Source organism: Dyadobacter fanqingshengii (assembly GCF_023822005.2).
Classification (GTDB): domain Bacteria; phylum Bacteroidota; class Bacteroidia; order Cytophagales; family Spirosomataceae; genus Dyadobacter; species Dyadobacter fanqingshengii.
This window is the reverse complement of sequence record NZ_CP098806.1, coordinates 1,729,351-1,752,654: the sequence shown is the minus strand read 5'-3', so window position 1 is coordinate 1,752,654 and position 23,304 is coordinate 1,729,351. Positions and strand designations below refer to the sequence as shown.

Sequence of the window (23,304 nt, the reverse complement as noted above, 5' to 3'; positions counted from 1 at the left end):
TTTTGTTTTGTATTTACATAATTCGCGACAGGTAATCGGGGAACATTCTGTTCCACAACGGCCAATCGTGTTTTTCCCAGCCTCTAATATCGAGCCAGTGTTCAATTCCCTGATCATTCAGGATTTTGGACATCTTTAAATTGCTATCCAGACAAATATCCCAATCGGAGGTTCCCAAAACGATCTTTATATGGCCGTAGCGCCAGCCTTGCTCGTTGGGCATGAAATCAATTGGATTGTTAAAATAAACCGTATCGTCGTAAAAGCCGTCAGTAAAGCTGCGGATATCAAACGCGCCGCTCATGCTGATCATGTAGGCAACCTGCTCCGGATGTTTGAATGCGAAATTTGCAGCATGGAAACCGCCAAAGCTGCATCCCGCTACGCCAATTCTATCCACATTACATTCATGCCTGATGTAGGGCGCCAGTTCGTTGTTCAGAAATTTGTCATACTGAATGTGGTTCAGCACCCTGTACTGCGGGTTCAAATGCTTGGCATACCAGGAATCCGCGTCGATGGAATCAACGCAATAGATCTTGTATTTTCCGGATTCCACGAGTCCGCGCACAGATTCTATCAGGCCCATGTCTTTTGCCTGATAATATTTTCCCAAAGTCGTGGGGAAAAGCAGCAGTGGATAGCCCCAGTTACCGTAAACCAGTATGTCCACATCTCTTTCCAGATGATGCGAGTAATATTTGATATGCTTCTCTTCCAAACGAAGCTTTTTAATTTAATACCATTGATATTGAAATATACAAAACAAATTAAAGGAAGCAAATTATAGGCATTTATTAACTTGCAGGCCTTTATCGCATTCATTTCAACGCAGAAGTAAATTTGAGTTTCTCCGACAAACCCGTTTTTCCAATCGCCCGCAAGGTGTTTTCCGTCTTCCTCGAAAGGGAGGTTACATTATCTGTTATACAGCCAATTAACTTCGATCCTGCACGTGCCTATCCGTTGGTTTTGTTTAATGATGGCCAGGATTTTGAGGGTTTAGGGATGTCACAAATTATTTCGCAGCTACAATCCGATGGCGAAATTGATCCTGTGCTGGTTGTAGGCATTCATGCCAATTATGATCGTATCTATGAATATGGTGTGGCTGCTGAGGCAGATTATGCGGGCCGGGGAAATAGGGCAGGGGCCACCTCCGATTTTGTAACCAAGGAATTGCTGCCGTTTATAAATGATGAATACCATGTTTCGCAGGAGCACATTGTTTATGCGGGTTTTTCGCTGGGTGGGTTAATGGCTTTGGATATTGTCTGGAATAATCCTGGTATTTTCTCAAAAACAGGCGTTTTTTCGGGTGCGTTATGGTGGAGAAAACGTGCGCTGCACGATGGTTACGACGATTCTGATCGCATTATGCACACGCAGCTGCGCCATGGGGAGGTAAAACAGAATCTCAAATTCTGGTTCCAATGCGGTTCGCTGGATGAATACGATGACCGCGATGGGGACGGCGTGATTGATTCGATCCAGGACACGCTGGAATGCATTGCGATCCTGGAAAAGAAGGGTTATGCCTGGAACCGCGAAGTGTTTTATAAAGAGATCGCCTTAGGCGAACACAATCTGAACACTTGGTCAGAGGCCCTTCCGGGTTTTATTAAATGGGCTTTTTCTGAAAAATAAGAAATTAGAATTCTGCTAAAAATGCCATGGTATCGACAGCATCGGCATAATCAGTCAATCCCGGCTCCTGCGTTTTGCCAAAGGGAATCAATCCCGGAAGGTCAATGTCTGCATTGGTGACCACGCACTGGATTTTTTCAGCCTGTTCTTTTAATGGTGCTTCAATGTCCGAAATCGATTCATATGTTTCGTAGTGCAGCACACTAATCGCCGAAACCAATGCTTTGCTTTCCGTAAGCAACAGGAAACCGTTGTCATAATGCGGCACCCGGTTCACCAGAAAGATAGACTTGTTGTATTCGTAGTTGTTAAAGTATTTATGGTGATGCAGATAGGTCTTGTCCAGGTCCTGAATGGATTCGTAAAACTTGGTAAAATCATATCCGGCCGGAACAAAAAGCTTTGAAACATTGCGGCATCCAAGCCCGAAATACTGTAATGCATCGCGGCCGAGTGCGGCTAATTCTTCACTGCTTTCATGGCCCGTCAGCACGGCAACGGACGTCCGGTTTTTGCGGATAATGTTTGGTTTTTTGGCAAAATAATAATGAAAATAACGCGCCGTATTGTCGCTTCCGGTGGCAATGTACGCGTCTGCCTCATTCAGGCGTTCCACGAAACGAATGTGCTCGCTAAGCCCGGGTTCCAGTTCCACAAGGGTGCCGAGCAGGGAATGAATGAGCATCTGGTCATCTGAACTTGGTTTTGCCAATAATATATGACCGCTGATGATGACAGATAACGCGTCGTGAAATCCGACAGCCGGAATATTTCCAGCCATAACAACGCCTATTTTTTGAGAAGAAGCAGATTCAGGATATCGCGCGACCCACGCGTTTAGCTTATCTGCATTTAAAAATTGATGGGCAAGTGCATTGAGCGACCGCGCTACATTTTCGGGAGTAAACCAGTTGTTTTTGCTATTGGCGCGGGCGATCCATTCTTCAATTACCGGTTCGTTTTGAGGGTTTGTGATGAATTTTCCAAGATTTATAAATGCATTTATCCGCTGGATTCTCGATATCATTCTAACTGAACGCTGAAAAGTTAAATTAAGGTATTCGTTTTTATTTTTCTGATTGTTGGGAAACTATAAATAGTTATATTTGTTACTCTAAACAGAAGAAATAGCAACAAATATAAACAATCCGGCGATATGGCTATAATGATAACCGATGAATGCATAAATTGTGGGGCGTGCGAGCCAGAGTGCCCTAATACAGCAATTTATGAAGGAGGTGTAGAATGGACCTGGGGAGATGGTACGAGTCTGGATGAGGTGGATTTTGGTGATGGCACCGTGGTAAGCGGTAAAGAAAAACAGTCGCCGGTTTCTGATGAATTCTATTATATTGTTTCAGATAAATGTACAGAGTGCGTAGGTTTCCATGAAGAGCCTCAATGTGCGGCGGTTTGCCCTGTCGATTGCTGTGTTCCGGATCCTGACAATGAAGAGGAAGAAGATACATTACTTGCTAAGAAAGCATGGATGCACGGTGAATAAACCCGGCTAACCATATAAGATTTTAAGGCTCCATCGAGAGCCCGGTTTGAAGCCCCGCAACTAGCGGGGCTTTTTTTTGTGCCCTACCGTTGCAAATGTCATTATAATAATAAAATTTCTTAATAACTCTGTGTCCGGCTAATGTATAAAATTTTGTATATAACCATTTATACAGAATTTAAATATATTTCTCAAAAATGTGAAAACCGTGTATTTATGTTTATAAAACAATAAAAAAGAGTAAAAAAAAATGATAATTGTGTTTTTTTGTATAAATTTTGGTTAGGATATTTGATTAATACAATTTATGTACAATATTTGATCCAGGAATTCAGCCGGAGAGTAGTATTAACTTAAACAGAATATAATTATGAAAAAAGTCTATTGCACAGTATTATCTTTGATGGTTCCTTTTTTGGGTTTTGCAAAGTCAGATGAGGATAAAAAAGCCGCCAAAGCGGATACGATAGTGGTTACTGAGGCGAAGGACGAGGATGACGCTAAAGGTGCATTTGCATTCTCAGGCTATCTGGATTCTTATTACATGGCTAATTTCAACAAACCCGCTTCACGTTCTAACATGGGTGGAAGCAATGCACGCGTGTTCGATCAGCGTTCAGGTCAATTTTCTCTGGGCCTGGTTCAGACAAAAGTGGCTTATACCAATGCAAAGTCCGAAGCTGTGGTTGACTTGACATTTGGTCCTAACGCCAATATGGGTAACTACGGAAATGCATTGTTTAGCACCGCACTGGCTATCAAGCAAGCTTATTTTACTTACAAATTCACAGACAAGTTTTCGATGACCGCCGGGCAATTCGGAACGAACATCGGATACGAAGTGATCGACGCACCGGCCAACTTCAACTACTCTCTTTCAAACTTATTCAACAACGGCCCATTCTACCACGCTGGTTTGAAAGCAACTTATGCTTTTTCAGACAAAGCCTCTTTAATGGTGGGTGTTGTAAACAATGTTGACGGATTAGGAGATAACAACCGGAAAAAAGGCATTATCAGCCAGCTTTACTTTCAGCCAGTCGCAAACTGGAATGTATATGTGAACTATATCGGAAGCAACGAAGCAAATCCGGATACAGTTACTTTCAAAGAGCCGTCTGCATTCTATCAGGTTTTTGACCTTACTACAAGTTTCCAGATCACTGAGAAATTCCTGCTTGGATTGAATGCTGCATACGGAAGCCAAAAAGGAGATTATCAAGGTTACGGCGGGCCTGCTGACACAGAAACCTGGGGCGGTGTAGCTGTTTATGCCAACACAGCATTAACGGACAATTTCGCAATCGGTGCGCGTTACGAGTACTTTAACAATGACAGCGGCGTTCGCGGTTTGCTGACACCAGATGGCATGGGAACGAGCGTTAACTCAATCACTTTGACAGGTAACATCAGCCTTGCCGACGGACACATCCTGGTTAAACCTGAGTTCCGTCTGGATGCCTATCCAAAAGTAAGCGGTGCAGGCGAAGTACAGCAATTTGAAGATTCTGATGGTGAATGGACTAAAAACAGCCAGACAACTTTCGGCCTAGCATTTATTTACAAATTCTAATTCAATCATATACCTTCTTAATCTACCTATAATAACTATTTACTACAATGGAAAAACGTAATTACATTCCACTGATTATCCTGCTCGTAATCAGTATCCTCGGTGCCTTCATCCCCAATGTTCCGACTCAGATCGTAACGGAAGGCATTAATTCCGGTGACACCGCCTGGTTGCTTGTGTCTGCTGCCCTGGTTTTGCTTATGACGCCGGGTCTGGCCTACTTTTACGGCGGAATGGTGAATAACAAAAACGTTATCTCGACAATGCTTCAAAGCTTCATCGCAATGGGCGTTATCAGTGTCCTTTGGGTTGTTGTGGGTTTTAGCCTTGCATTCGGTGATGACCTTGGCGGATTTGTTGGTAACCCAATGACGCACTTCATGTTCAAAGGCGTGTTGGACGGACCGGTTTGGGGAACGATTCCTTTCGCTCTTTTCGCCATGTTCCAGATGAAGTTCGCGGTAATCACACCTGCACTTGTAACGGGTTCTATGGCTGAGCGTATCAACTTCCGTTCTTACGTATTGTTCATCATCCTGTTCTGTGTATTCATTTATTCTCCATTGGCTCACATGACGTGGCATGCGGATGGTATCCTTTTCAAAATGGGTGTGCTTGACTTCGCAGGTGGAACGGTTGTTCACATGTCTGCTGGCTGGGCTGCTTTGGCCGGTGCGCTTTATCTGAAAAGACGCAAGTCGCTAACAGAAGATCACGTTTTGCCTCCTGCAAATATTCCTTTTGTTCTTTTGGGAACAGGTTTGCTTTGGTTCGGTTGGTTCGGTTTCAACGCAGGTTCTGCGCTTTCAGCTTCTCCTCTGGCAGTTTCTGCTTTCGCTACTACTAACACTGCTGCTGGTGCCGCTGGTCTTTCATGGGTTTTGTTTGATGTTGCAAGAGGCAAAAAAGTGTCAGCACTTGGTTTCTGTATCGGTGCGGTTGTAGGTCTTGTGGCTATCACGCCTGCTGCTGGTTTCGTAACCGTTCCTGCTTCCCTTTTCATCGGAACAATCGCTGCTGTGATCAGTAACTATGTTGCTCACCTGCGCACTCGTTCTACATTGGATGATACATTGGATGTATTTCCTTGCCACGGTGTAGGCGGTATGGTTGGTATGTTGATGACCGGTGTATTTGCAACAAGCGGTGTCAACTCACTCGTTACGGATCAAGGTCTTGCTTTCGGCGAAACAACATTATTCATTAACCACGTAATTGCTTTGGTAGGCGTGTCTGTTTTCGCATTCGGTGGCTCATTGCTGCTGCTTAAAATCACGGATCTTATCTTGCCACTTCGTGTTTCTGAATTGGATGAGAAAGCTGGATTGGATATCAGTCAGCACGATGAGTTTCTTATAGAAGCGTAATTTTTCTCAACGTTATATAAAAGCAAAGCCCGGAATGTTCCGGGCTTTTGCTGTTTAAAACGATTTATTTTCAGGAATGAAAAACCTCCACTTCAAGCTCGGTCACTTCCATTAACCCTGAATCATTGATGTGATCGTATCTAATTGCTTTCGTTTCATTGATCAACAGCGGGTCGTATTTCACAGCCACACGCACATAATTGTCGGTAAAGCCAAGCATCTGACCGTTCTGAATCTCGTCTTCAAACAAAACGATTCCCTGCTTGTCAACTTGCTGCTCGTAAAAGAACCGTTTCTTCTTCTCGGAAAGGATATGAAGCATTTTGGAACGGTCCGCTCTTACATTTTTGGCAACAATGGGCCTGATGTTCAAAGCGGCTGTATTTTCCCTTTCCGAGTACGTAAACACATGTAAATAAGAAACATTCAGCGCATTTAAAAACTGGTAACTTTCTTCAAACAGCTGCTGCGTTTCGCCCGGATGGCCCACGATCACGTCCACCCCGATGCAGCATTCGGGCATCAGCGATTTTATTTTTGCAACGCGCTCTGCATAAAGTTCGCGTTTGTAACGCCGCTTCATCAATCCCAGCACCGTGTTGGAGCCAGATTGCAGCGGAATGTGAAAATGATGCGCAAACCGTTTTGATTGTGCCACAAATTCAATGACTTCGTCGGTCAACAAGTTCGGTTCAATAGAAGAAATGCGGAAGCGTAAAATTCCTTCCACCTCGTCCAGCGCTTTTACCAGATCCAGAAAAGTCTCTTTGCGCTCGCCGTTTTGTAAACCAAAATCGCCAATGTTAACACCTGTCAAAACGATTTCCTTCACGTCTCTCGCCGCAATATCCTGCGCTGCTTTCACAATGTTTGCTACGGTGTCGGACCGGCTTTTTCCTCTGGCCAATGGAATGGTGCAATAGGAGCAGGGATAATCGCAGCCGTCCTGCACTTTCAGGAAAGTGCGTGTGCGGTCATTTAGTGAATAAGAAGTGTGATATTCAACCGCATAGTCAATGCTGGACGCAATGACTTGTGCAGGCTGCCCCAGCGGCGTTTTTTCAAATGTATCGATAAGTTCTACCAGACGGAATTTTTCAGCCGCACCCAAAACAGCATCCACGCCAGGGATTTCTGAAATTTCTTTCGGTTTCAACTGCGCATAGCAGCCGATAATGGCCACATAACCATCCGCATTGATCTTTTGCGCTTCCCTCACAATCTTGCGACATTTTTTATCCGCATTTTCGGTTACAGAGCACGTGTTGATGATAAAAATATCAGGTGTTTCATTAAACTCAACCTTGGTATATCCCTTTTGCTCAAACATCCTTCCTATGGACGATGTTTCGGAATAATTCAGTTTACAGCCTAATGTGTAGAAAGCGACTTTTTTCATTGTTTTCAAATATTCTGCAAAATTACACCTTTTAGGATCAACGATTTAAATAATCGCTGAAAGAAGACTGTAAATATGCTTTTCCAAAATTTTCTTCTTCGGGAGTGAGCGCACCGGCTTTTTCGGTAATGTTGCCCCCAATGTTGTCCCGTACCAGATATCCGCCTGGTTTCATCCAGCCTAACCCATTGTTAAATGTGAAGTAGGCAAATGGAACGCGGTTTTTGCCAAAAATATCATTACTCCATTCAAAAGAACCCGAAGGCATATGCAACTGGTTCAATAAAGTTGTCGCCAGGTCTGTTTGCGAACACAGCGAGTCCACTCTTGTGCTTTGCTTTTCCAACGGACCTCCGAGCCAGAGCATGGGAATGTGAAATTCAGCAGGTTTGGTCCGGTTCGTTTCCGGCAGCGGATGACCGTGGTCCGCGATAATGATCACCAGCGTGTTATCCCACCATGCCTTCGTCTTGGCTTTTTTTATAAAATCACCGATCGAAGCGTCCGTATAATGGTGCGCATTCATGAAAAGGTGTTCCGAGTCATTTCCTTCGATCACGGTTTTAACCGGAACTTCAAATGGTTCGTGACTGCTTAATGTAAAGAGTGTTGAAAAAAACGGCTGCTTTTGCTTATCCAGATCATTCAATAATCTATCCAGAACAATGTGGTCATGCGCGCCCCATTTTGAATTCATATCCGCTTCATCAAAGTCATTTTTATCAATGATCTGATCGAAATCCTGTTGGAGAAAATACGATTTCATGTTGGCAAATTCCGTTTCGCCGCCGTAATAAAAGGATGTATACCACCCATTTTTATGAAAAACCTTGGGCAATGACGGCAGGGAAGATGTCTTTTTCGGAATCTTAATGATGGAGTTTGTCGGTTGGGCTGGGTAACCGCTCAAAATCGCCACCATTCCCTTATCGCTGCGATTTCCGCTTGCATACACATTGGTAAAAAGCATTCCCTCTTTGGTGAGCTGATCAAATTGCGGCGTTATATGCTTCACCCCGTTCAGGCTGCCGACCACTTTCGCAGTGAGACTTTCCCAAATGATCACAACAACATTGATCTTCCCATCCTTAACAACCCGCCCGGAAATGCTATCCGCTTTGTAGAGCGACCTCACCATCTGGTCCGCCTGATTTTTGTCGAAATAAATAAAAGGGTTCTTTTTCGAATAAGTAGCGTTCAGCAAAGAGCTCATGAAATTCCAGGGAACATTTACCGCAGCATAATTGGCGAAACTTTTATCACTGAAAAATACGGCGCTTTCGTTCATCGGCGCAAGTTGCAGTCCGCCCCGGATTGGAATGATCAGACTCGCTGTCAGAATAAGGAAAACAGGGATTGTATATAGAAAGCCGGTTTTTTCAAAAGCCAGCACGCTTCGCCGAACAATGGTTTGCAGGACCTTCCAAACGAGGAAAAAGAGGACAGCAAACAAAACCAGAACCGGAAAAACCGGCGCCGCGCCCATGGAAGCAATGGCCTCAACCGGCGTTCTTAAATACTGTATGAATGTTCCGTCAATGCGAAAACCCCATGCTTTGAATAATTCCAGGTCGGCTATAACCAACGAAACGATACAAAACGCAACGACGGCACTATAAATTGAAAGCGTTTTTCCATACCAACGCCATTTTTTGGCTGTAAACATTGTCAGCATTGCGGGGATCATCAGAATGTATCCTGCAAATGAAATGTCCATTTGAAGGCCATGCGCAGCGCTGCTAACCCAAAGATTTGAAGGCAGTTCGAGCGTTTTTTTGTAATGGTAAGCGAGAAAAACGATCCGGAAAAATTGAAACAGCACAACCCAACTAATTCCGTAAAGGGCAATAAATTCTAATCTTTTGCGCATTGGTGTCTTCGAGAATTTGCAAAGTTCCGAAAAATGTGCCAACCTGCCGTGCTGATACGGATTAAATGTGAAAATGTGGCGTAGAATTGTTGTTCGTACCTTTAAATAAATAATTTTGGGGAGAATTAATATAAATCCGATTATAAAATGACTTTTCGTTCCAAAGCTTTTGAGATTGCTCAAGGCCGGGTTGCCCCTTCACTTACCCCTCCCGCAGAAAAAATAACCGACTTGTATGGTAGTAACACATTCAGCGACGATGTAATGAAAACGCTGCTCTCAGCTGAGGCTTACACCAAGATTTCCAATGCGATACGCTCGGGTTCGACGATCGATCGGGAGGTTGCGGATGAAGTTTCAGCGGCAATGAAATCCTGGGCAGTTTCCAAAGGAGCGACGCATTATACGCACTGGTTCCAGCCATTAACCGGGACCACTGCCGAAAAGCACGATTCATTTTTCGATTTGACAATGGATGGTAAGGCCGTTGAGAAATTCAAAGGAAGTGCATTGGTGCAACAGGAACCCGATGCCTCGTCGTTTCCAAGCGGTGGCTTGCGTGCCACGTTCGAGGCGCGCGGATACACGGGCTGGGATCCGAGTTCACCGGCTTTTTTAATGGACAATGGGGCGGGAGGGAAGACATTATGTATCCCGTCTGTTTTTATTTCCTACACGGGAGAAGCGCTCGATTATAAGGCGCCGTTGCTGAAATCGCTCGTTATGCTGGACAAAGCGGCCACTTCGGTTTGTCAGTTTTTCAACCGCGACGTTGATAAAGTAACGCCCACATTAGGCATTGAGCAGGAATATTTTTTGGTTGATAAAGCACTTTATTACGCCCGCCCCGACTTGCTAATGGCAGGCAGAACGGTTTTTGGACATAGCCCTGCGCGTGGGCAGCAGCTGGACGACCATTATTTTGGTTCGATATCGCCCCGGGTGAATGCGTTCATGGTGGATTTTGAATTTGAAGCATTAAAACTGGGCATTCCCGTGCGTACGCGCCATAATGAGGTTGCGCCAGGGCAGTTCGAATGCGCACCTACGTTTGAGGAAGTGAACCTCGCTATTGACCACAATGCATTGCTGATGGACTTGATGCAAAAGGTGGGCGACAAGCATAATTTCCAGGTTTTGTTTCATGAAAAACCTTTTGCGGGAATTAACGGAAGCGGTAAACACAACAACTGGTCGCTTTCAACGGACACGGGCATTAACCTGCTCGCACCCACGTCCAAGCCGAAAGAAAACCTGCGCTTCCTGACTTTCTTAATGAATGTTGTAAAAGCCGTTCACGATCATGCGGACCTGCTGCGCGCATCCATTTCTTCTGCCGGTAACGAACATAGGCTGGGAGCAAACGAAGCGCCGCCGTCCATTGTGTCCGTTTTCCTGGGCAACGAGCTGACCAATATGCTTGAAGAATTGGTTAACAAAGGAGAGATCACGCTCGAAAAAGGCGAGAATTTTTATTACAAACTTGGCATAACCCGCATTCCAAACCTGCAACGTGATAATACCGACCGTAACCGCACGTCGCCTTTCTGTTTCACCGGGAATAAATTTGAATACCGTGCAGTTGGAAGTTCGCAGAACAGTGCTTCGCCGATGATCGTTTTGAACACCATTGTGGCCAATCAATTGCTGGAATTTAAAAGGGAAATGGACGAGCGGCTTGCCGCAGGCGAAGAGAAGAAAGTGGCGACGGTGGAGATCCTGAAACGCTATTTTACTGAGTCTAAAAACATTCTTTTTGAAGGAAATGGTTATTCAGAAGAATGGTTGGAAGAGGCAAAGCGCCGTGGCCTGAGCAATATCAGAGAAACATACGACGCGCTGCACGCTTACATAACGGAACCTACAATCACCGTATTTGAACGAATGGGCGTCCTTACATCACGTGAACTGCACGCGCGATACGAGATTGAATTGGAAAATTATGTCAAGAAATTGCAGATCGAATCACGCGTGATCGGCGACCTGGCATTGAACCACATTGTTTCGACGGTGGTAAAATATCAGTTCAAGCTAGCACAAACAGCCCGGTCGCTTACAGACCTGGAAATGCTGGAAGAAGCAGCTCCTATCAAGGAAATTATTAAAGACATTTCTACACATATCGTGATCATTAAAAAACTTGTTCACGAAATGACAGAGCAGCGCAAAACGGCCAATAACATTGAAGACCTGTTTGAACGCGCGAAAATGTATGGTTCGGAAGTGAAAGGATTTTTTGAGGAGATCCGATATCACGTGGATAAACTGGAATTATTGATCGACGATGAAGACTGGCCTTTGGCAAAATACCGTGAAATGTTATTTTTGGAATAATTTTTAAAGCAAGCGCTTTATTCAAACAAACAATTAAGACTATGAATCCGGGATTTGATCCAGAAGAAATTGCAGTGCTGAAACAAGAATGTAAAGCAGAGCGATCCAGCTTTATACATGTTGAGGACGAGTTGGAAGAGGACGAAGAGGAAAACAACGAGCATGCACACGTTCAGTTCGTAGGTTTTTACAAAGAGAAAGAAGTGATCTATGATGCGCTGATCTACACGTTGCGGTTGCACCATTCGACCCTTGTTTACGACGCTGCTTTGGAAAGGCTGAAAAAGGTGATGCCCAATTACGTGTCCCTCGACGAGCGCCCGGAGAATTACGTCGCGGACGAAGAGCAGGATGAAGAAGCAGAGTTATTGCTTACCGAATTTATCGAAGAAATCGAAGAAAATGAAGAGATAACCGTCCGCGAACATGTTGAAACAGACGAAACATTTGATTATGGAATCGGATTGGAAGTTGGATTAAACAAAACGGAGATCAATGATAAGACGATCAACGATTTCATTATCCGCTTTAACGCCGGCCGCATTCAACTGGATCCAACGCTTTACGCATTTTCAGGAAGCGAAGAGCAGGATTGATTGATAATGCCGATCGTTTCGTGATTGCTGATAAAACAAAAAAACCACCTTATAAGTGGTTTTTTTGTTTACTATATCGTGATTCTGCTAAAATTACAGCGCAGATTTAACAGTCTTGATAATGCGAGCTGCCACTTTATAAGGATCAGCAGCAGAGTTTGGACGGCGATCTTCCAGATATCCGCTCCATCCTTTTTGAGGAACAAGAACAGGGATGCGGATCGAAGCACCACGGTCAGAAACACCATAGCTGAAATCGTGGATAGAAGCAGTTTCGTGCTTTCCAGTCAGACGAAGGTGGTTATCAGCACCGTAAACTTCGATATGCTCTTTCACAACCGGACGGAAAGATTCGCAAACTTTATCGAAAACTTCTTTGCTGCCAGCAGTTCTCAAAGCGGAGTTTGAGAAGTTAGCGTGCATTCCGCTTCCGTTCCAGTCAAGCTCGCCCAAAGGCTTGCAATGCCAGTTGATAGCAACACCATATTTTTCACCGATTCTTTCAAGCAAATAACGGCCAAGCCAGATCTGGTCACCAGCTTCTTTCGCGCCTTTCGCGAAAATCTGGAATTCCCACTGTCCTGCTGCAACCTCTGCATTGATGCCTTCTACATTAAGACCAGCTTCAAGACAAGCGTCAAGATGCTCCTCAATAATTTCGCGGCCATATGCATTCTGAGCGCCTACTGAGCAATAGTAAGGACCTTGTGGTGCAGGATAACCATTTGCCGGAAAGCCAAGTGGTTTGTTTGTTTCAGTATCCCAAAGGAAATATTCTTGTTCGAAACCGAACCAGAAATCATTGTCATCATCTTCAATTGTTGCCCGACCGTTGGATACGTGAGCAGTTCCGTCTGCATTAAGTACTTCACACATTACGAGATATGCATCTTTGCGCAATGGATCAGGGATAATGTAAACAGGTTTTAATAAACAGTCAGAAGAACCGCCAAGCGCTTGTTCGGTAGATGAACCATCAAATGACCAGTTGCTGCAATCTTCCAATTTCCCACTGAAATCGCTTTCAATTTTGGTTTTGCTACGTAAACTTTGGGTCGGCTTGTAGCCATCCAACCAAATATATTCCAGCTTGGATTTTGACATAATAGTACTAGATAAAGTGGTGACGAATAATTATAACGGCACAATATTAATGCAAAAATGTATTTCCAAAAAATAAAACCTAAGAAAAATTAACCTTATGCAGAATATTATTGCGTTTGTGGTAGTATTGTCAGTAAAAAATGTATTATTCTTATAAAACGATCTAAATTTGAAATATGGCTTGCTGGAAAATAATTTTGTAAAAACCTGAATAACGCGCTTAAATAAGCCGGAGATTCTACCTAAATGTTGCAAAAATGCAAAATTTAGGTTTTTTACGGGAATCGAAATAATATAAGGAAATCATGGCGTTTAATTGTGAAAGGGTCTTTAATTTGAGCCTTATTTTGAAAATCTTCCCGGTTTTTTTATCTTATTGAATATTTAATTTCACATGCATTTATTTTATCAGCCCGCCTCCAATCTTTATGAACTGGATGAAGAGGAAGCCAGGCATAGTTCCAAAGTTTTGAGGCTTAATTCGGGAGACATTATATATGTTACCAATGGCAAAGGCACGCTGCAGAAATGTGTGCTGAATATCCAGGGCAAAAAGGCTGGTTACGAGGTGCTTGAATCGCAGGTCATTCCAAGGCGGCCCTTTTCCGTTAATCTGGCCATCGCGCCTACGCGTAAGGCCGAGCGGAATGAGTGGATGGTGGAAAAAATGACCGAAATAGGGGTGGAGCGCATTGACTTTATGGTGACCGAGCACACCAATGCAGACACCATCAACCGGGTTGTAAACCTTACGAGACTCAACCGCATTGCAGCGGCTGCCATGAAACAGTCGCAGCAACATTACCTGCCTGTTATCACCATTGGCAATAAATATGAAACATTGGTGAAGGGAGTCACGGATCCGGAAAAATTAATAGCCTATGTGCCAGATCATAACAAGGTTGAGCACGTTTTTAGTAAAGTAAAAAAAGGCTTGGGCACAACTTTATTAATAGGACCGGAAGGAGATTTCAGTGAGCGGGAAATTTCGCTGGCACTCGATCACGGTTTTTCAACTGTCTCACTCGGCCCAACCCGTTTAAGAACAGAAACGGCGGCAGTGGCCGGCTGTCACGCAATCAACCTCGCACAGAATATTTTATAAACGCACCAACCCATATGAATAGATCAGTAGTGAGTTTTGGCAAATTGATAGGACTGGTCGCATTTGTTTTCATAAGCACGGCGTCACTCGCGCAATCATCATTGAAGATAGCCAAGCTCAAATACGGCGGCGGCGGAGACTGGTATGCTAATAAAACATCCCTTCCCAATCTGATCAAATTCGCCAATACGGAGCTGAAAATGAACATTAACCCCGCAGAAGACGTGGTCGAAGTGGGCAGCCCGGATATTTTCGCATATCCGTTTGTGCATATGACCGGGCATGGTAATGTGGTTTTTAGCGATGCTGAAGCGCAAAATCTTCGCAATTATCTGCTGTCAGGTGGATTTCTGCACGTGGATGATAATTATGGGTTGGATCAGTTCATCAGACGGGAAATGAAAAAGGTGTTTCCGGAGCTGTCTTTTGTAGAACTGCCTTTTGATCACCAGGTTTACCGGATCAAATATGTGTTTCCGGAAGGTTTGCCAAAGGTTCACGAGCACGACGGAAAACAGCCGCAGGGCTATGGCCTTATCTGGCAGGGCAGGCTTGTTTGCTATTATAGTTACGAAACGGATTTAGGAAACGGCTGGGAAGACCAGAGCGTTTACAATGATCCCGAAGAAATGCGCAGAAAAGCATTGCAAATGGGGGCAAACTTGCTGAGCTATGCTTTTATGATTCTTTGAGGAATATCAATGTTGTTTTAATCCGTAGCCTGACAAAAATCGTATCTCTCTATATTAAAATAATTCCAAATTAGGTTTTCCTATTTTCGGTTTTGTAAACGCTTACCCTTACTTTTGTACCAAGTTTAAAATATTATAATTTCATCTCGTTCCATGTATATTGTTCTTATCGTTTTTGTTGTACATTGGTATTTGTCCCTATTCTGTCAAACCTTCTTCCTACACCGCTATTCCGCTCATAAGATGTTTATTATGAGCAAACCGTGGGAGCGTTTCTTCTATTTGCTGACATATCTTTCCCAAGGTTCTTCTTATTTAAGTCCAAGAGCTTACGCGATTTTGCACCGCATGCACCACGCTTTTAGCGACACAGAAAAAGATCCGCACTCTCCGCATCACACCAAAAACGTTTTTACGATGATGTGGGAAACGAAGAATATTTATAATGCTGTGCTTAGCCGCAAGCGCGCGATCGAGTCGCAATTCGAAAGGAATTATCCGGAATGGCGCTTTATCGAAAAACTCGGCGACTCATGGCTTTCCCGTTCGGGCTGGGCATTGCTTTATACTGCATTTTATATTCTGGCTTACATTTACCTGGATATGCACTGGGCGTTTTTCTTCCTCTTGCCCGTACATTTCCTGATGGGGCCGATTCACGGCGCAATCGTCAACTGGAGTGGTCACAAATATGGTTATCAGAATTTCGACAATGATGATAAATCAAAGAACTCCCTGATTTTCGACTTTTTAATGATGGGTGAATTGTTTCAAAACAATCACCACAAGAAACCAAACTCCATCAACTTCGGCTCACGCTGGTACGAAGTGGACCCAACTTACCCGGTGATCAAGATGCTGAATAAGTTGAAGATTATTGAGATTAGGAAGAAGGGATAGCCACAAAAAAACTTTGGCAGGTGTGAGATACACCTGCCAAGTTTGCTTATTAACACCACAAAAAATGAAATCCTTTTAAACTGCCGTTTTATCGGCATGTCTTATTGAGACAATACAAATTAATCATACAATACTTAAAAAGGCGTTAATAAAAAGTTAGAATTTGCTTAGAGCCTCGAAAAAATGACGACGAATGTTGTACCCTTCGGCTCATTGGAATAAATGTTAACATTACCCGAGTGCAGCTTCACGATCCGCTCCACCAGTGAAAGCCCGATTCCATATCCCTTAATATTTGCCGTGTTGTCACTGCGGTAAAAGGGTTGAAAAACCAGACTCTGATCTTCCTTTGGAATTCCCTTCCCGTTGTCAGAAAAGCTCAATGTCAATCTTCTTGCAGATGTTTTTAAATTCACATTCACCGTGTGATCGTCAGAGAACTTGCAGGCATTATCCATCAAATTCAGAAATGCCGTTTTTAGCAATGTTGAATTTCCTGTCAGTTCCAGCCAGGTGTCGTCTTCCGGCAGTTCTTCAAAATTAAGCTGAATGTTATAAATGGGATTTGCTTGCGCCAGGCCAAGTCTGCAATCGAGCAAAAGATCATCCACACGAATGGTTTCCGTGAGCAGATCCCGCTGATCCTCACTCACTTTCGCCAGTTCCAGCAATGTATTCGAAAGCTGCGCCAATTCCTGAATATCTTCCAAAACAGACCTGATCGTCAATTGATAATCAGCCGTATTGCGCTCTTTGAGCATGCTTACTTCCAGCTGAGATCGGATTTTGGTTAATGGGTTTTTAAGCTCGTGAGAAACATTGGCCACGAAGATCTTTTGCATCTGGAAAGCCGTTTCAATCCTGTCCAAAAGATTGTTGAATGTGGTGGTTAGGCGTCCTATTTCATCCTTTTGGTTCGGAACATCAAGCCGGGTATCGAGCTTTTGGGGTAAAATCCTTTCCACTGCATTCATCACCTTGGAAATCGGCCTTAATGCACGTTTGGAGAAGATCCAGCCCACGAGTGCCACGATAATGGTTACTATAAAGAACAAGACCGTGAGCAATGTGCTCAAATTGGAAAGATTGGCTTGTCCATACAAATCTTTCGCGCCGAGCAAAACAACGGCTTTGTTGTAGGGATATTTGTAATACAAACCGACAACTTTATAGTCACCGTCGGTGTAGCGGATCTGGCCTGCTTTGCGGATCTCGTCCAGCCAGTAATTGGAAACATGAATGGATTTTGAATGCGGGTTGGTTGGATTGCTATAAATCAGCCGGTTTTTTTCGTCGAAAATAAATGTGTTTTCATCATAGATCAAATCACGGTTGGTTTCGTCCAAGGCTTTTAAAACCTCCGTATTGACCTGAGGAACAATCAGCAAAAGTTCCGCCTGCGACTTGGCTTTCGACCTTAACCGATCGTAAAAGTCTTCATTAACATTATAATAGGAGAAAAAATAGATCGCAAGAAAAGTGATCAGAAGAATTCCGCTCACCAGCAGGGAAAACTGAACTGTAAGTCTGGTGCGGATCTGCATAATTTACTCTACTTTAAGCACATAACCCATGCCGAACTGGGTATGGATCAATTTGACAGGATAGTCCTTATCAATTTTTTTACGAAGATAATTTACATAAACTTCGATCACATTGGTGCCTGTATCGAAGCCAATGTCCCAAACTTGTTCAGCAATTTCTACTTTGGAGATAACCCTGCCTTGATTGCGGATCAGATAGACAAGCAAATTGAATTCTCTGGCTGTCAGGTTGATTTTGTTTCCCGAACGATGAACCGTTTTGGCATCCAGCGAAACTTCCAGATCGGCAAATTTTAAGATTTGTGCTGTGTGCGAGACCGTAGTTCCGCGTTTGGTGAGCGCTCTTACACGAGCCAGAAGTTCTTTAAATTCGAATGGTTTAACCAGGTAATCGTCCGCGCCAGCATCCAGACCGGTCACTTTATCGTCCGTGGTGCCCAGTGCCGTCAACATTAAAATCGGCGTTTCGTCACCCCAGTTCCGAATTTCGCGGCAAAGCTCAATGCCGTTGATGCCCGGAATGATAATGTCGCTGATGATTAATTGATATGTATTATTTTTTGCCAACTGCCTGCCAATCAGCCCGTCGTAGGCAATGTCAACCTCATATCCGTTCTCCTCCAATCCCTGTTTGATGGACTGTAAAGTTTTCGGCTCGTCTTCAATCAATAATAGTTTCATGCGATCGGTAAGAATAATTCAGAGACATCCTTCCAATTGGAAACACGCTTATATGAGGTTTCGTTGATATTGTGCGGCGCTGTGAACAGTATCCCCGTTCCTTTAAATGCATTCAGGTTCCGCACGTGATCATCGATCAGGTAATCGGACTGGATAATGCTTTTATAGCCGCAAAACACAACATTAGTCCAGGGAATAAACGGAAAGTGCTTTTTGAGCCACGCAAATTTGTCGTTAAACGACGTTGGAAATTCCATGCACGCCGTGGCGACAAATATTTCGTAAAACTTGGACAACTTGTAAACCGTTTCAACCGCCCCACTCATCACCTCGATGTCCGCAAAAAAACCTGGGGTATCGATGATCTTATGCAACTTTGCCTGTTGCTTGGGATGTAAAATGTCCCTGAAAGCACTTTTGCTTAGTTGTTGTTCATTATAAATGGTAGAAAAGTCATTATGAACAATGCTGACGAGTTTCTTATGCGTATTTGCCAGCACGTCATCCATGTCCAAAGTGAGTCTGAGCATTACATTATGGATCTGTGCGTATCGAAATTTTCAAGGTAATCGTTTACGCGTTTCAGGAAAAGCCCGCCTAATGAGCCATCCACAACGCGGTGATCGTAGGAATGAGATATAAACATCAGGCTGCGGATGCCCAGCAAGTCACCTTGTGGCGTTTCGATCACAGCAGGTTTCTTTTTAATTGCGCCAAAAGCCATAATAGCCACCTGCGGTTGAACGATTATGGGTGTTCCCATCAAGTTGGCAAATGCACCAATGTTGGAAACCGTGTAAGTCCCACCGGCCAGGTCGTCCGCCTTTAACTTATTTTCACGCGCCCTTTTGGCAAGATCATTTACTTTTCTGGCTAATCCCGGCAGGTCATACTGGTCTGCGCGATGAATAACCGGAACGATCAGGTTTCCGTCTGGCAGCGCCACAGCCATGCCAATGTTGATCTCTTTTTTCTTAATAATCTTATCGCCCTCAACAGAAATATTGATCATCGGATAATCCTTGATCGCTTTCACAACCGCTTCTATCAAAATCGGCGTGAATGTAATGCTGTCACCTGTTTTCTTTCGGTACTCAGCTTTTGTATGCTCACGCCATTGAACAACCGGCGTCAGATCAGTTTCAATAAATGAAGTGACGTGCGCCGAAATGTTCCTGGACTCGATCATACGCTGCGAAATCATCTTCCGCATCCGGTCCATTTCAATGATCTCATTGCTGCCATTCAGCGAAGCTGCAAGCGGCGTTGGCACTCCGATATTCTTTTTCCGATTATCCAAAAATGAAAAGATATCACTTTTGGTAACCCTGTTTTCCATGCCCGTTCCGTGAATGGTGGCAAGCTCGGTTTCAGTAATGTGCTCTTGGCGCGCAATGCTGAGCACGAGCGGGGAGTAGAAGGCGTTGTGGTCGGGATTACTATTGGCCAGTTCCAAAGCGGGCTCGGCCTTTTTGGTAAGCACTTCCTCATATTCTTTTTCGAGAACAGCGGCGGTTGCTTCCACTTCCGGTTCTGCACTAACCGGGGCATGAACGGGTTTATCCACGGGCTGCTGGTCACCTTCATCCACGTCATTTTCAACTTCAATCTTCGCAACGGGGCTTCCAATCGGAACAACATCATTTTCTTTGACAAGCCACTCCGTAAGCACGCCGGAAAAAGGGCAGGGCACTTCCGTATCCACTTTGTCCGTGGCAACCTCCAAAATGGAATCATCCACCGAAACCTTATCACCTGCTTTTGCAAGTAAATGTAGGACAGTGCATTCCATAATACTTTCGCCCATTGGAGGCATCACCATTTCAACTATTTTCATAACTGGTATCTATCATTCGCGGCAGCCAAGCATGCTGCCGAATGTATTAAATGTTTTTCTCAGCCTTTTACAGCAAGGTTTGTTTTCAAAATGGTTTTCCTCAACAAATTCAATGCATAGGAAGAAGTAAGCTCTATATTGATCTTGCGATTATTACGCAAGGTGAGTAACTGGGTAAATGTCTCGCCCGGTGTTGCGCAAGCGATCCAGACTGTTCCAACCGGTTTTTCAGCGGTGCCGCCGTCGGGTCCGGCAATGCCCGTGGTTGAAATTGCAAACGTCGTGTTCAGCACTTTCCGGGCACCTTCGGCCATTTCGCGCGCAGTCTGTTCGCTAACCGCCCCGAATGCTTCCAATGTTTGAGGAGAAACGCCCAAAACGTTCATCTTAACCTCATTGCTGTAACTCACAACCGAACCCTCAAAATATTGCGAAGCCCCAGGCACGTTCGTGATCTGGTTTGCAACAAAACCGCCCGTACAACTTTCCGCTGTGCCAACCGTGGCGTGGTGTTGCACAAGTAACGATCCGATGACCGTTTCCAGTTCATCATTATCATAACCGAAAACCCATTCCTCAATGTAGGGCATTAGCAGCGCCACTTGTTCCGCAAGCTCAGCATCCAGCTGGTTCTGATCGGTTCCGGTGCCGGTCAAGCGCAGCTTAACTTGCCCAAAATGAGGTAGGTAAGCTAATTTTATATGGGCGGGAAGGGCATCTTCCCAGGATGCGATCGTCTCGGCCAGGAATGATTCTCCTATGCCGATCGTCCGCACCGATTTATGTTGAATAATGTTTGAAACAAACTTTGCTTTCAGCCTTGGAAGGATCTCAAATTCCATCAGGCTTTTCATTTCGTAAGGCACGCCGGGCAGCGAAACGTAAACGACATTGTCTTTTTCAAACCACATTCCCGGGGCTGTTCCCCAAAGGTTTGGAATGTAGGTACAATTTTTTGGAAGTGCAGCCTGCTGAATGTTCAGCTCAGTCATAGCGCGCCCTCGTTTCGCAAAAAACGCGGTGATCAGTTCCAGTGCTTCCTGATTGATTTCAAGTTCAGTCCCAAAATATTCGCAAAATGTATGCTTTGTAATGTCATCGCGGGTGGGGCCGAGGCCTCCCGTCACAATAATTACATCCACCCGCTGGCTAGCCGCCGCGAATGCGTCCAGGATGTCCGCTTTGTTGTCTCCAACCGAAGTTTTCCTTACCGGACGGATGCCTATATCAGTGAGTTGAGAGCCAATCCATTGCGTGTTCGTATCCGTAATTTGTCCAAAAAGAATTTCATCACCGATCGTTAATATTTCAGCCCGGATAATGGGAAGCATAGTTTGAAATAGGTTGAATGAGACTGTTATTTCCCAAAAATAAGTAAAATTAATCGTTATTGAGTACGTTTAAAGCGTAGTCAGAATTTAACAAACACAATCATAATGAATCACAAAATCTTAGCAATATTATTATTTTCAATCATATCAGCCACTAATTCACAGGCGCAGTTCAACTTAGGAAAAGTGCTGGACAAGGTGAGCGGAAAATCGGACGGACTCGGCGAAAACGAAATCGTGTCAGGTTTGAAAGAGGCGCTAAATGTTGGGATAAGCAACGGTTCAGCAGAAGCTTCCAAAGTGGATGGTTTTTTCAAAAACGAGCTGATTAAAATCGCGGTCCCGCCGGAAGCGCAGAAAGTTGCTGAAACTTTGCGTAAAATGGGACTTGGCGACCAGGTTGATAAATTCACCTTATCCCTTAACCGCGCCGCTGAGGATGCTGCAAAAAAGTCAAAGCCGATTTTTGTAAAAGCAATCACTTCCATGACTGTGCCTGATGCACTGGGTATTTTAAAGGGGCAGGATGATGCAGCTACGCAGTATTTAAAGAAGACGACGAATGAGGATCTTTATAAAACGTTCTTCCCAGTTGTAGATTCCACGCTTAATCTGAATAAGGCAACCGATTATTACAAGGAGATCGTTGACACTTATAACAAGATCCCTTTGGTAAAGAAAGTGAATCCGGACTTGAAAGGTTATGCGACCCAAAAGACCATTGACGGGTTATATGTGCTGATTGCACAGGAGGAAAAGAAGATCCGCGAAGACCCGAAAGCACGTGTGACCGATCTTTTGAAAAAGGTGTTTAAACAGGCAACGAAGTAATTTTTAGAACCAGAATGTTCTTCAATTGGTTACTTTTGTCTAAATATTAACACCTCATATGAAAAAATCGGAAATACATTTTACCGTTGAACTCGACGACAAGAACATACCGGAAAAGATTTTTTGGAATGCGACCGACAACCCTAACGAAGGCATTAACGACACCCGCGCCATCGCCATCGCTGTCTGGGATCATTATCACCGCGGCACACTAAAAATCGATCTTTGGACAAAAGATATGGAAGTCTTCGAAATGAAACGCTTCTATATCGAACTCATGAGTGGAATAGCCGATACATTGCTGACTGCAACCAATGATACTGTGATGGCAGACGCCATTGAAGGTGTTTGCGAGACGCTCAGCAAGAAGTTGGATGAAGAAATGAAGGCTGCGAAGTAGGGCGGTCGAAGTGCTAGCACAACGCTCATCAGTTGTCATCCCGAGCGGAGCTGAGGGACGCCTGGTCCTTCTTCGGCAGACTCTTAGCAACCAAATCGTAAGAGTCTTTCACCCACTCAAACAACATCTCACTTGGAATGTTGCCAGTTACATAGACCGTGTTCCAGTGCTTCTTATTCATATGATATCCGGGCTTTACGTCCGGATATTTTTCTCTTAGCTCTTCTGCTTTTTCGGGATCACATTTGGCATTGAACTGATGAGACGCTGAGTCCATCGGGGTGAGCAGGAAAACTTTCCCTTTTACTTTAAAGACCAGTGTATCAGGCCCGAATGGTAATTCTTCGGTTACGCCTGGTAATGCCAGACAGTAATCTCTCAGCGATTCTAAATTCATCTTGTTAATGCTCTGACGATCATAATGATAACGCAAATCAGGAACATGACAATGGAGATTTTGTTGATTCCATGCATCATGCGCAGGTTAAAGGAATCGGGGGCATTGGGATCCCTTTTTTTAAAGACGCGAAAGAAGTAACCAAACACGTCGCCCAACTGAAAGTATCTTTTCATAAAATTTTACTGATTT

At 44.2% G+C, this 23,304-nt stretch carries 23 protein-coding genes; 11 read left to right on the top strand and 12 right to left on the bottom strand.

Going from position 1 to position 23,304, the window contains the following annotated elements; all coding sequences use genetic code 11:
• Positions 1–13: 13 nt before the first annotated feature.
• Positions 14–721, bottom strand: coding sequence for an esterase family protein (locus NFI81_RS07115; RefSeq protein ID WP_234613219.1), 708 nt, complete (start codon positions 719–721; stop codon positions 14–16).
• 122 nt (positions 722–843) lie between these two features.
• On the opposite strand from NFI81_RS07115, the gene NFI81_RS07110 reads away from it, so the two are divergent.
• Positions 844–1,647: an alpha/beta hydrolase gene (locus tag NFI81_RS07110; RefSeq protein ID WP_234613220.1), complete on the top strand. Its 804-nt coding sequence runs from the start codon at positions 844–846 to the stop codon at positions 1,645–1,647.
• Positions 1,648–1,651: 4 nt separating this feature from the next.
• Here the strand turns inward: NFI81_RS07110 and NFI81_RS07105 are convergent, their stop codons facing one another.
• Positions 1,652–2,674 carry an acyl-CoA reductase gene (locus NFI81_RS07105; protein ID WP_234613221.1) on the bottom strand — a complete coding sequence of 341 codons (1,023 nt, stop codon included), beginning with the start codon at positions 2,672–2,674 and terminating at the stop codon, positions 1,652–1,654.
• Between the two features lie 129 nt (positions 2,675–2,803).
• Between NFI81_RS07105 and NFI81_RS07100 the strand changes: the two genes are divergently transcribed.
• From NFI81_RS07100 to NFI81_RS07090, 3 genes are all read left to right on the top strand, one after another.
• The gene (locus tag NFI81_RS07100; RefSeq protein WP_234613222.1) at positions 2,804–3,151 is read left to right on the top strand and encodes a 4Fe-4S binding protein; all 348 of its coding nucleotides are present in this window, start codon (positions 2,804–2,806) and stop codon (positions 3,149–3,151) included.
• Between the two features lie 370 nt (positions 3,152–3,521).
• A complete protein-coding gene (locus tag NFI81_RS07095) occupies positions 3,522–4,724 on the top strand; it encodes a porin (protein ID WP_374759462.1) in 1,203 nt (400 codons plus the stop codon).
• A 47-nt stretch (positions 4,725–4,771) separates the two neighbouring features.
• Positions 4,772–6,091, top strand: coding sequence for an ammonium transporter (locus NFI81_RS07090; protein WP_234613223.1), 1,320 nt, complete (start codon positions 4,772–4,774; stop codon positions 6,089–6,091).
• A gap of 70 nt (positions 6,092–6,161) precedes the next feature.
• Here the strand turns inward: NFI81_RS07090 and mtaB are convergent, their stop codons facing one another.
• Together mtaB and NFI81_RS07080 are read right to left on the bottom strand one after the other, a co-directional pair.
• The gene (gene mtaB, locus NFI81_RS07085; protein ID WP_234613224.1) at positions 6,162–7,490 is read right to left on the bottom strand and encodes a tRNA (N(6)-L-threonylcarbamoyladenosine(37)-C(2))-methylthiotransferase MtaB; all 1,329 of its coding nucleotides are present in this window, start codon (positions 7,488–7,490) and stop codon (positions 6,162–6,164) included.
• Between the two features lie 37 nt (positions 7,491–7,527).
• Complete coding sequence (locus NFI81_RS07080; RefSeq protein WP_234613225.1) at positions 7,528–9,360, bottom strand: LTA synthase family protein; 1,833 nt, start codon at positions 9,358–9,360, stop codon at positions 7,528–7,530.
• A 147-nt stretch (positions 9,361–9,507) separates the two neighbouring features.
• Here NFI81_RS07080 and NFI81_RS07075 point away from each other — a divergent pair, with 147 nt between their 5' ends.
• Together NFI81_RS07075 and NFI81_RS07070 are read left to right on the top strand one after the other, a co-directional pair.
• The gene (locus NFI81_RS07075; protein ID WP_234613226.1) at positions 9,508–11,694 is read left to right on the top strand and encodes a glutamine synthetase III family protein; all 2,187 of its coding nucleotides are present in this window, start codon (positions 9,508–9,510) and stop codon (positions 11,692–11,694) included.
• A 41-nt stretch (positions 11,695–11,735) separates the two neighbouring features.
• The gene (locus NFI81_RS07070) at positions 11,736–12,290 is read left to right on the top strand and encodes a hypothetical protein (protein ID WP_234613227.1); all 555 of its coding nucleotides are present in this window, start codon (positions 11,736–11,738) and stop codon (positions 12,288–12,290) included.
• 93 nt (positions 12,291–12,383) lie between these two features.
• Here the strand turns inward: NFI81_RS07070 and NFI81_RS07065 are convergent, their stop codons facing one another.
• Positions 12,384–13,394 carry a glutamine synthetase beta-grasp domain-containing protein gene (locus NFI81_RS07065; protein WP_234613228.1) on the bottom strand — a complete coding sequence of 337 codons (1,011 nt, stop codon included), beginning with the start codon at positions 13,392–13,394 and terminating at the stop codon, positions 12,384–12,386.
• A gap of 394 nt (positions 13,395–13,788) precedes the next feature.
• Here NFI81_RS07065 and NFI81_RS07060 point away from each other — a divergent pair, with 394 nt between their 5' ends.
• The 3 genes from NFI81_RS07060 (at position 13,789) to NFI81_RS07050 (ending at position 16,091) form a co-directional block, all read left to right on the top strand.
• Entirely contained in the window at positions 13,789–14,499 is a 711-nt protein-coding gene (locus tag NFI81_RS07060; RefSeq protein WP_234613229.1) for an RsmE family RNA methyltransferase, read from the top strand.
• Between the two features lie 14 nt (positions 14,500–14,513).
• Positions 14,514–15,191 carry a DUF4159 domain-containing protein gene (locus NFI81_RS07055; protein ID WP_234613230.1) on the top strand — a complete coding sequence of 226 codons (678 nt, stop codon included), beginning with the start codon at positions 14,514–14,516 and terminating at the stop codon, positions 15,189–15,191.
• 153 nt (positions 15,192–15,344) lie between these two features.
• Positions 15,345–16,091, top strand: coding sequence for an acyl-CoA desaturase (locus tag NFI81_RS07050; RefSeq protein WP_082216495.1), 747 nt, complete (start codon positions 15,345–15,347; stop codon positions 16,089–16,091).
• Between the two features lie 167 nt (positions 16,092–16,258).
• Here the strand turns inward: NFI81_RS07050 and NFI81_RS07045 are convergent, their stop codons facing one another.
• Genes NFI81_RS07045 through NFI81_RS07025 form a run of 5 tightly spaced genes read right to left on the bottom strand, consistent with a single transcriptional unit; the run spans position 16,259 to position 21,484 of the window.
• Positions 16,259–17,635: a sensor histidine kinase gene (locus tag NFI81_RS07045; protein WP_234613231.1), complete on the bottom strand. Its 1,377-nt coding sequence runs from the start codon at positions 17,633–17,635 to the stop codon at positions 16,259–16,261.
• A 3-nt stretch (positions 17,636–17,638) separates the two neighbouring features.
• Entirely contained in the window at positions 17,639–18,316 is a 678-nt protein-coding gene (locus NFI81_RS07040; protein WP_234613232.1) for a response regulator, read from the bottom strand.
• Positions 18,313–18,846, bottom strand: a complete 534-nt coding sequence (locus NFI81_RS07035; protein ID WP_234613233.1) for a 5' nucleotidase, NT5C type — start codon at positions 18,844–18,846, stop codon at positions 18,313–18,315. Before NFI81_RS07035 ends, NFI81_RS07040 begins: the two co-directional genes overlap by 4 nt.
• Positions 18,846–20,153: a dihydrolipoamide acetyltransferase family protein gene (locus NFI81_RS07030; RefSeq protein ID WP_234613234.1), complete on the bottom strand. Its 1,308-nt coding sequence runs from the start codon at positions 20,151–20,153 to the stop codon at positions 18,846–18,848. Before NFI81_RS07030 ends, NFI81_RS07035 begins: the two co-directional genes overlap by 1 nt.
• A 59-nt stretch (positions 20,154–20,212) precedes the next feature.
• Complete coding sequence (locus tag NFI81_RS07025) at positions 20,213–21,484, bottom strand: competence/damage-inducible protein A (protein WP_234613235.1); 1,272 nt, start codon at positions 21,482–21,484, stop codon at positions 20,213–20,215.
• Between the two features lie 105 nt (positions 21,485–21,589).
• Between NFI81_RS07025 and NFI81_RS07020 the strand changes: the two genes are divergently transcribed.
• Both NFI81_RS07020 and gldC read left to right on the top strand, forming a co-directional pair.
• Positions 21,590–22,315 (top strand): DUF4197 domain-containing protein, encoded by a 726-nt coding sequence (locus NFI81_RS07020; RefSeq protein WP_234613236.1) that lies wholly within the window; start codon positions 21,590–21,592, stop codon positions 22,313–22,315.
• 58 nt (positions 22,316–22,373) lie between these two features.
• Positions 22,374–22,715, top strand: coding sequence for a gliding motility protein GldC (gene gldC / locus NFI81_RS07015; protein WP_234613237.1), 342 nt, complete (start codon positions 22,374–22,376; stop codon positions 22,713–22,715).
• Positions 22,716–22,743: 28 nt separating this feature from the next.
• On the opposite strand, the gene NFI81_RS07010 is transcribed toward gldC, so the two are convergent.
• The gene (locus NFI81_RS07010; protein WP_234613238.1) at positions 22,744–23,112 is read right to left on the bottom strand and encodes an MmcQ/YjbR family DNA-binding protein; all 369 of its coding nucleotides are present in this window, start codon (positions 23,110–23,112) and stop codon (positions 22,744–22,746) included.
• Positions 23,109–23,288: a DUF6728 family protein gene (locus tag NFI81_RS07005; protein WP_082216504.1), complete on the bottom strand. Its 180-nt coding sequence runs from the start codon at positions 23,286–23,288 to the stop codon at positions 23,109–23,111. Before NFI81_RS07005 ends, NFI81_RS07010 begins: the two co-directional genes overlap by 4 nt.
• Positions 23,289–23,304: the final 16 nt, after the last annotated feature.

Bases quoted from the DNA above. Each gene is read 5' to 3' on its own strand.
- NFI81_RS07050 (WP_082216495.1), top strand. From the start codon at position 15,345: ATGTATATTGTTCTTATCGTTTTTGTTGTACATTGGTATTTGTCCCTA.
- NFI81_RS07070 (WP_234613227.1), top strand. From the start codon at position 11,736: ATGAATCCGGGATTTGATCCAGAAGAAATTGCAGTGCTGAAACAAGAA.
- NFI81_RS07005 (WP_082216504.1), bottom strand. From the start codon at position 23,288: ATGAAAAGATACTTTCAGTTGGGCGACGTGTTTGGTTACTTCTTTCGC.
- gldC (WP_234613237.1), top strand. From the start codon at position 22,374: ATGAAAAAATCGGAAATACATTTTACCGTTGAACTCGACGACAAGAAC.
- NFI81_RS07025 (WP_234613235.1), bottom strand. From the start codon at position 21,484: ATGCTTCCCATTATCCGGGCTGAAATATTAACGATCGGTGATGAAATT.
- mtaB (WP_234613224.1), bottom strand. From the start codon at position 7,490: ATGAAAAAAGTCGCTTTCTACACATTAGGCTGTAAACTGAATTATTCC.
- NFI81_RS07035 (WP_234613233.1), bottom strand. From the start codon at position 18,846: ATGCTCAGACTCACTTTGGACATGGATGACGTGCTGGCAAATACGCAT.
- NFI81_RS07040 (WP_234613232.1), bottom strand. From the start codon at position 18,316: ATGAAACTATTATTGATTGAAGACGAGCCGAAAACTTTACAGTCCATC.
- NFI81_RS07075 (WP_234613226.1), top strand. From the start codon at position 9,508: ATGACTTTTCGTTCCAAAGCTTTTGAGATTGCTCAAGGCCGGGTTGCC.
- NFI81_RS07100 (WP_234613222.1), top strand. From the start codon at position 2,804: ATGGCTATAATGATAACCGATGAATGCATAAATTGTGGGGCGTGCGAG.
- NFI81_RS07065 (WP_234613228.1), bottom strand. From the start codon at position 13,394: ATGTCAAAATCCAAGCTGGAATATATTTGGTTGGATGGCTACAAGCCG.
- NFI81_RS07055 (WP_234613230.1), top strand. From the start codon at position 14,514: ATGAATAGATCAGTAGTGAGTTTTGGCAAATTGATAGGACTGGTCGCA.
- NFI81_RS07010 (WP_234613238.1), bottom strand. From the start codon at position 23,112: ATGAATTTAGAATCGCTGAGAGATTACTGTCTGGCATTACCAGGCGTA.
- NFI81_RS07045 (WP_234613231.1), bottom strand. From the start codon at position 17,635: ATGCAGATCCGCACCAGACTTACAGTTCAGTTTTCCCTGCTGGTGAGC.
- NFI81_RS07105 (WP_234613221.1), bottom strand. From the start codon at position 2,674: ATGATATCGAGAATCCAGCGGATAAATGCATTTATAAATCTTGGAAAA.
- NFI81_RS07090 (WP_234613223.1), top strand. From the start codon at position 4,772: ATGGAAAAACGTAATTACATTCCACTGATTATCCTGCTCGTAATCAGT.
- NFI81_RS07095 (WP_374759462.1), top strand. From the start codon at position 3,522: ATGAAAAAAGTCTATTGCACAGTATTATCTTTGATGGTTCCTTTTTTG.
- NFI81_RS07080 (WP_234613225.1), bottom strand. From the start codon at position 9,360: ATGCGCAAAAGATTAGAATTTATTGCCCTTTACGGAATTAGTTGGGTT.
- NFI81_RS07020 (WP_234613236.1), top strand. From the start codon at position 21,590: ATGAATCACAAAATCTTAGCAATATTATTATTTTCAATCATATCAGCC.
- NFI81_RS07060 (WP_234613229.1), top strand. From the start codon at position 13,789: ATGCATTTATTTTATCAGCCCGCCTCCAATCTTTATGAACTGGATGAA.
- NFI81_RS07030 (WP_234613234.1), bottom strand. From the start codon at position 20,153: ATGAAAATAGTTGAAATGGTGATGCCTCCAATGGGCGAAAGTATTATG.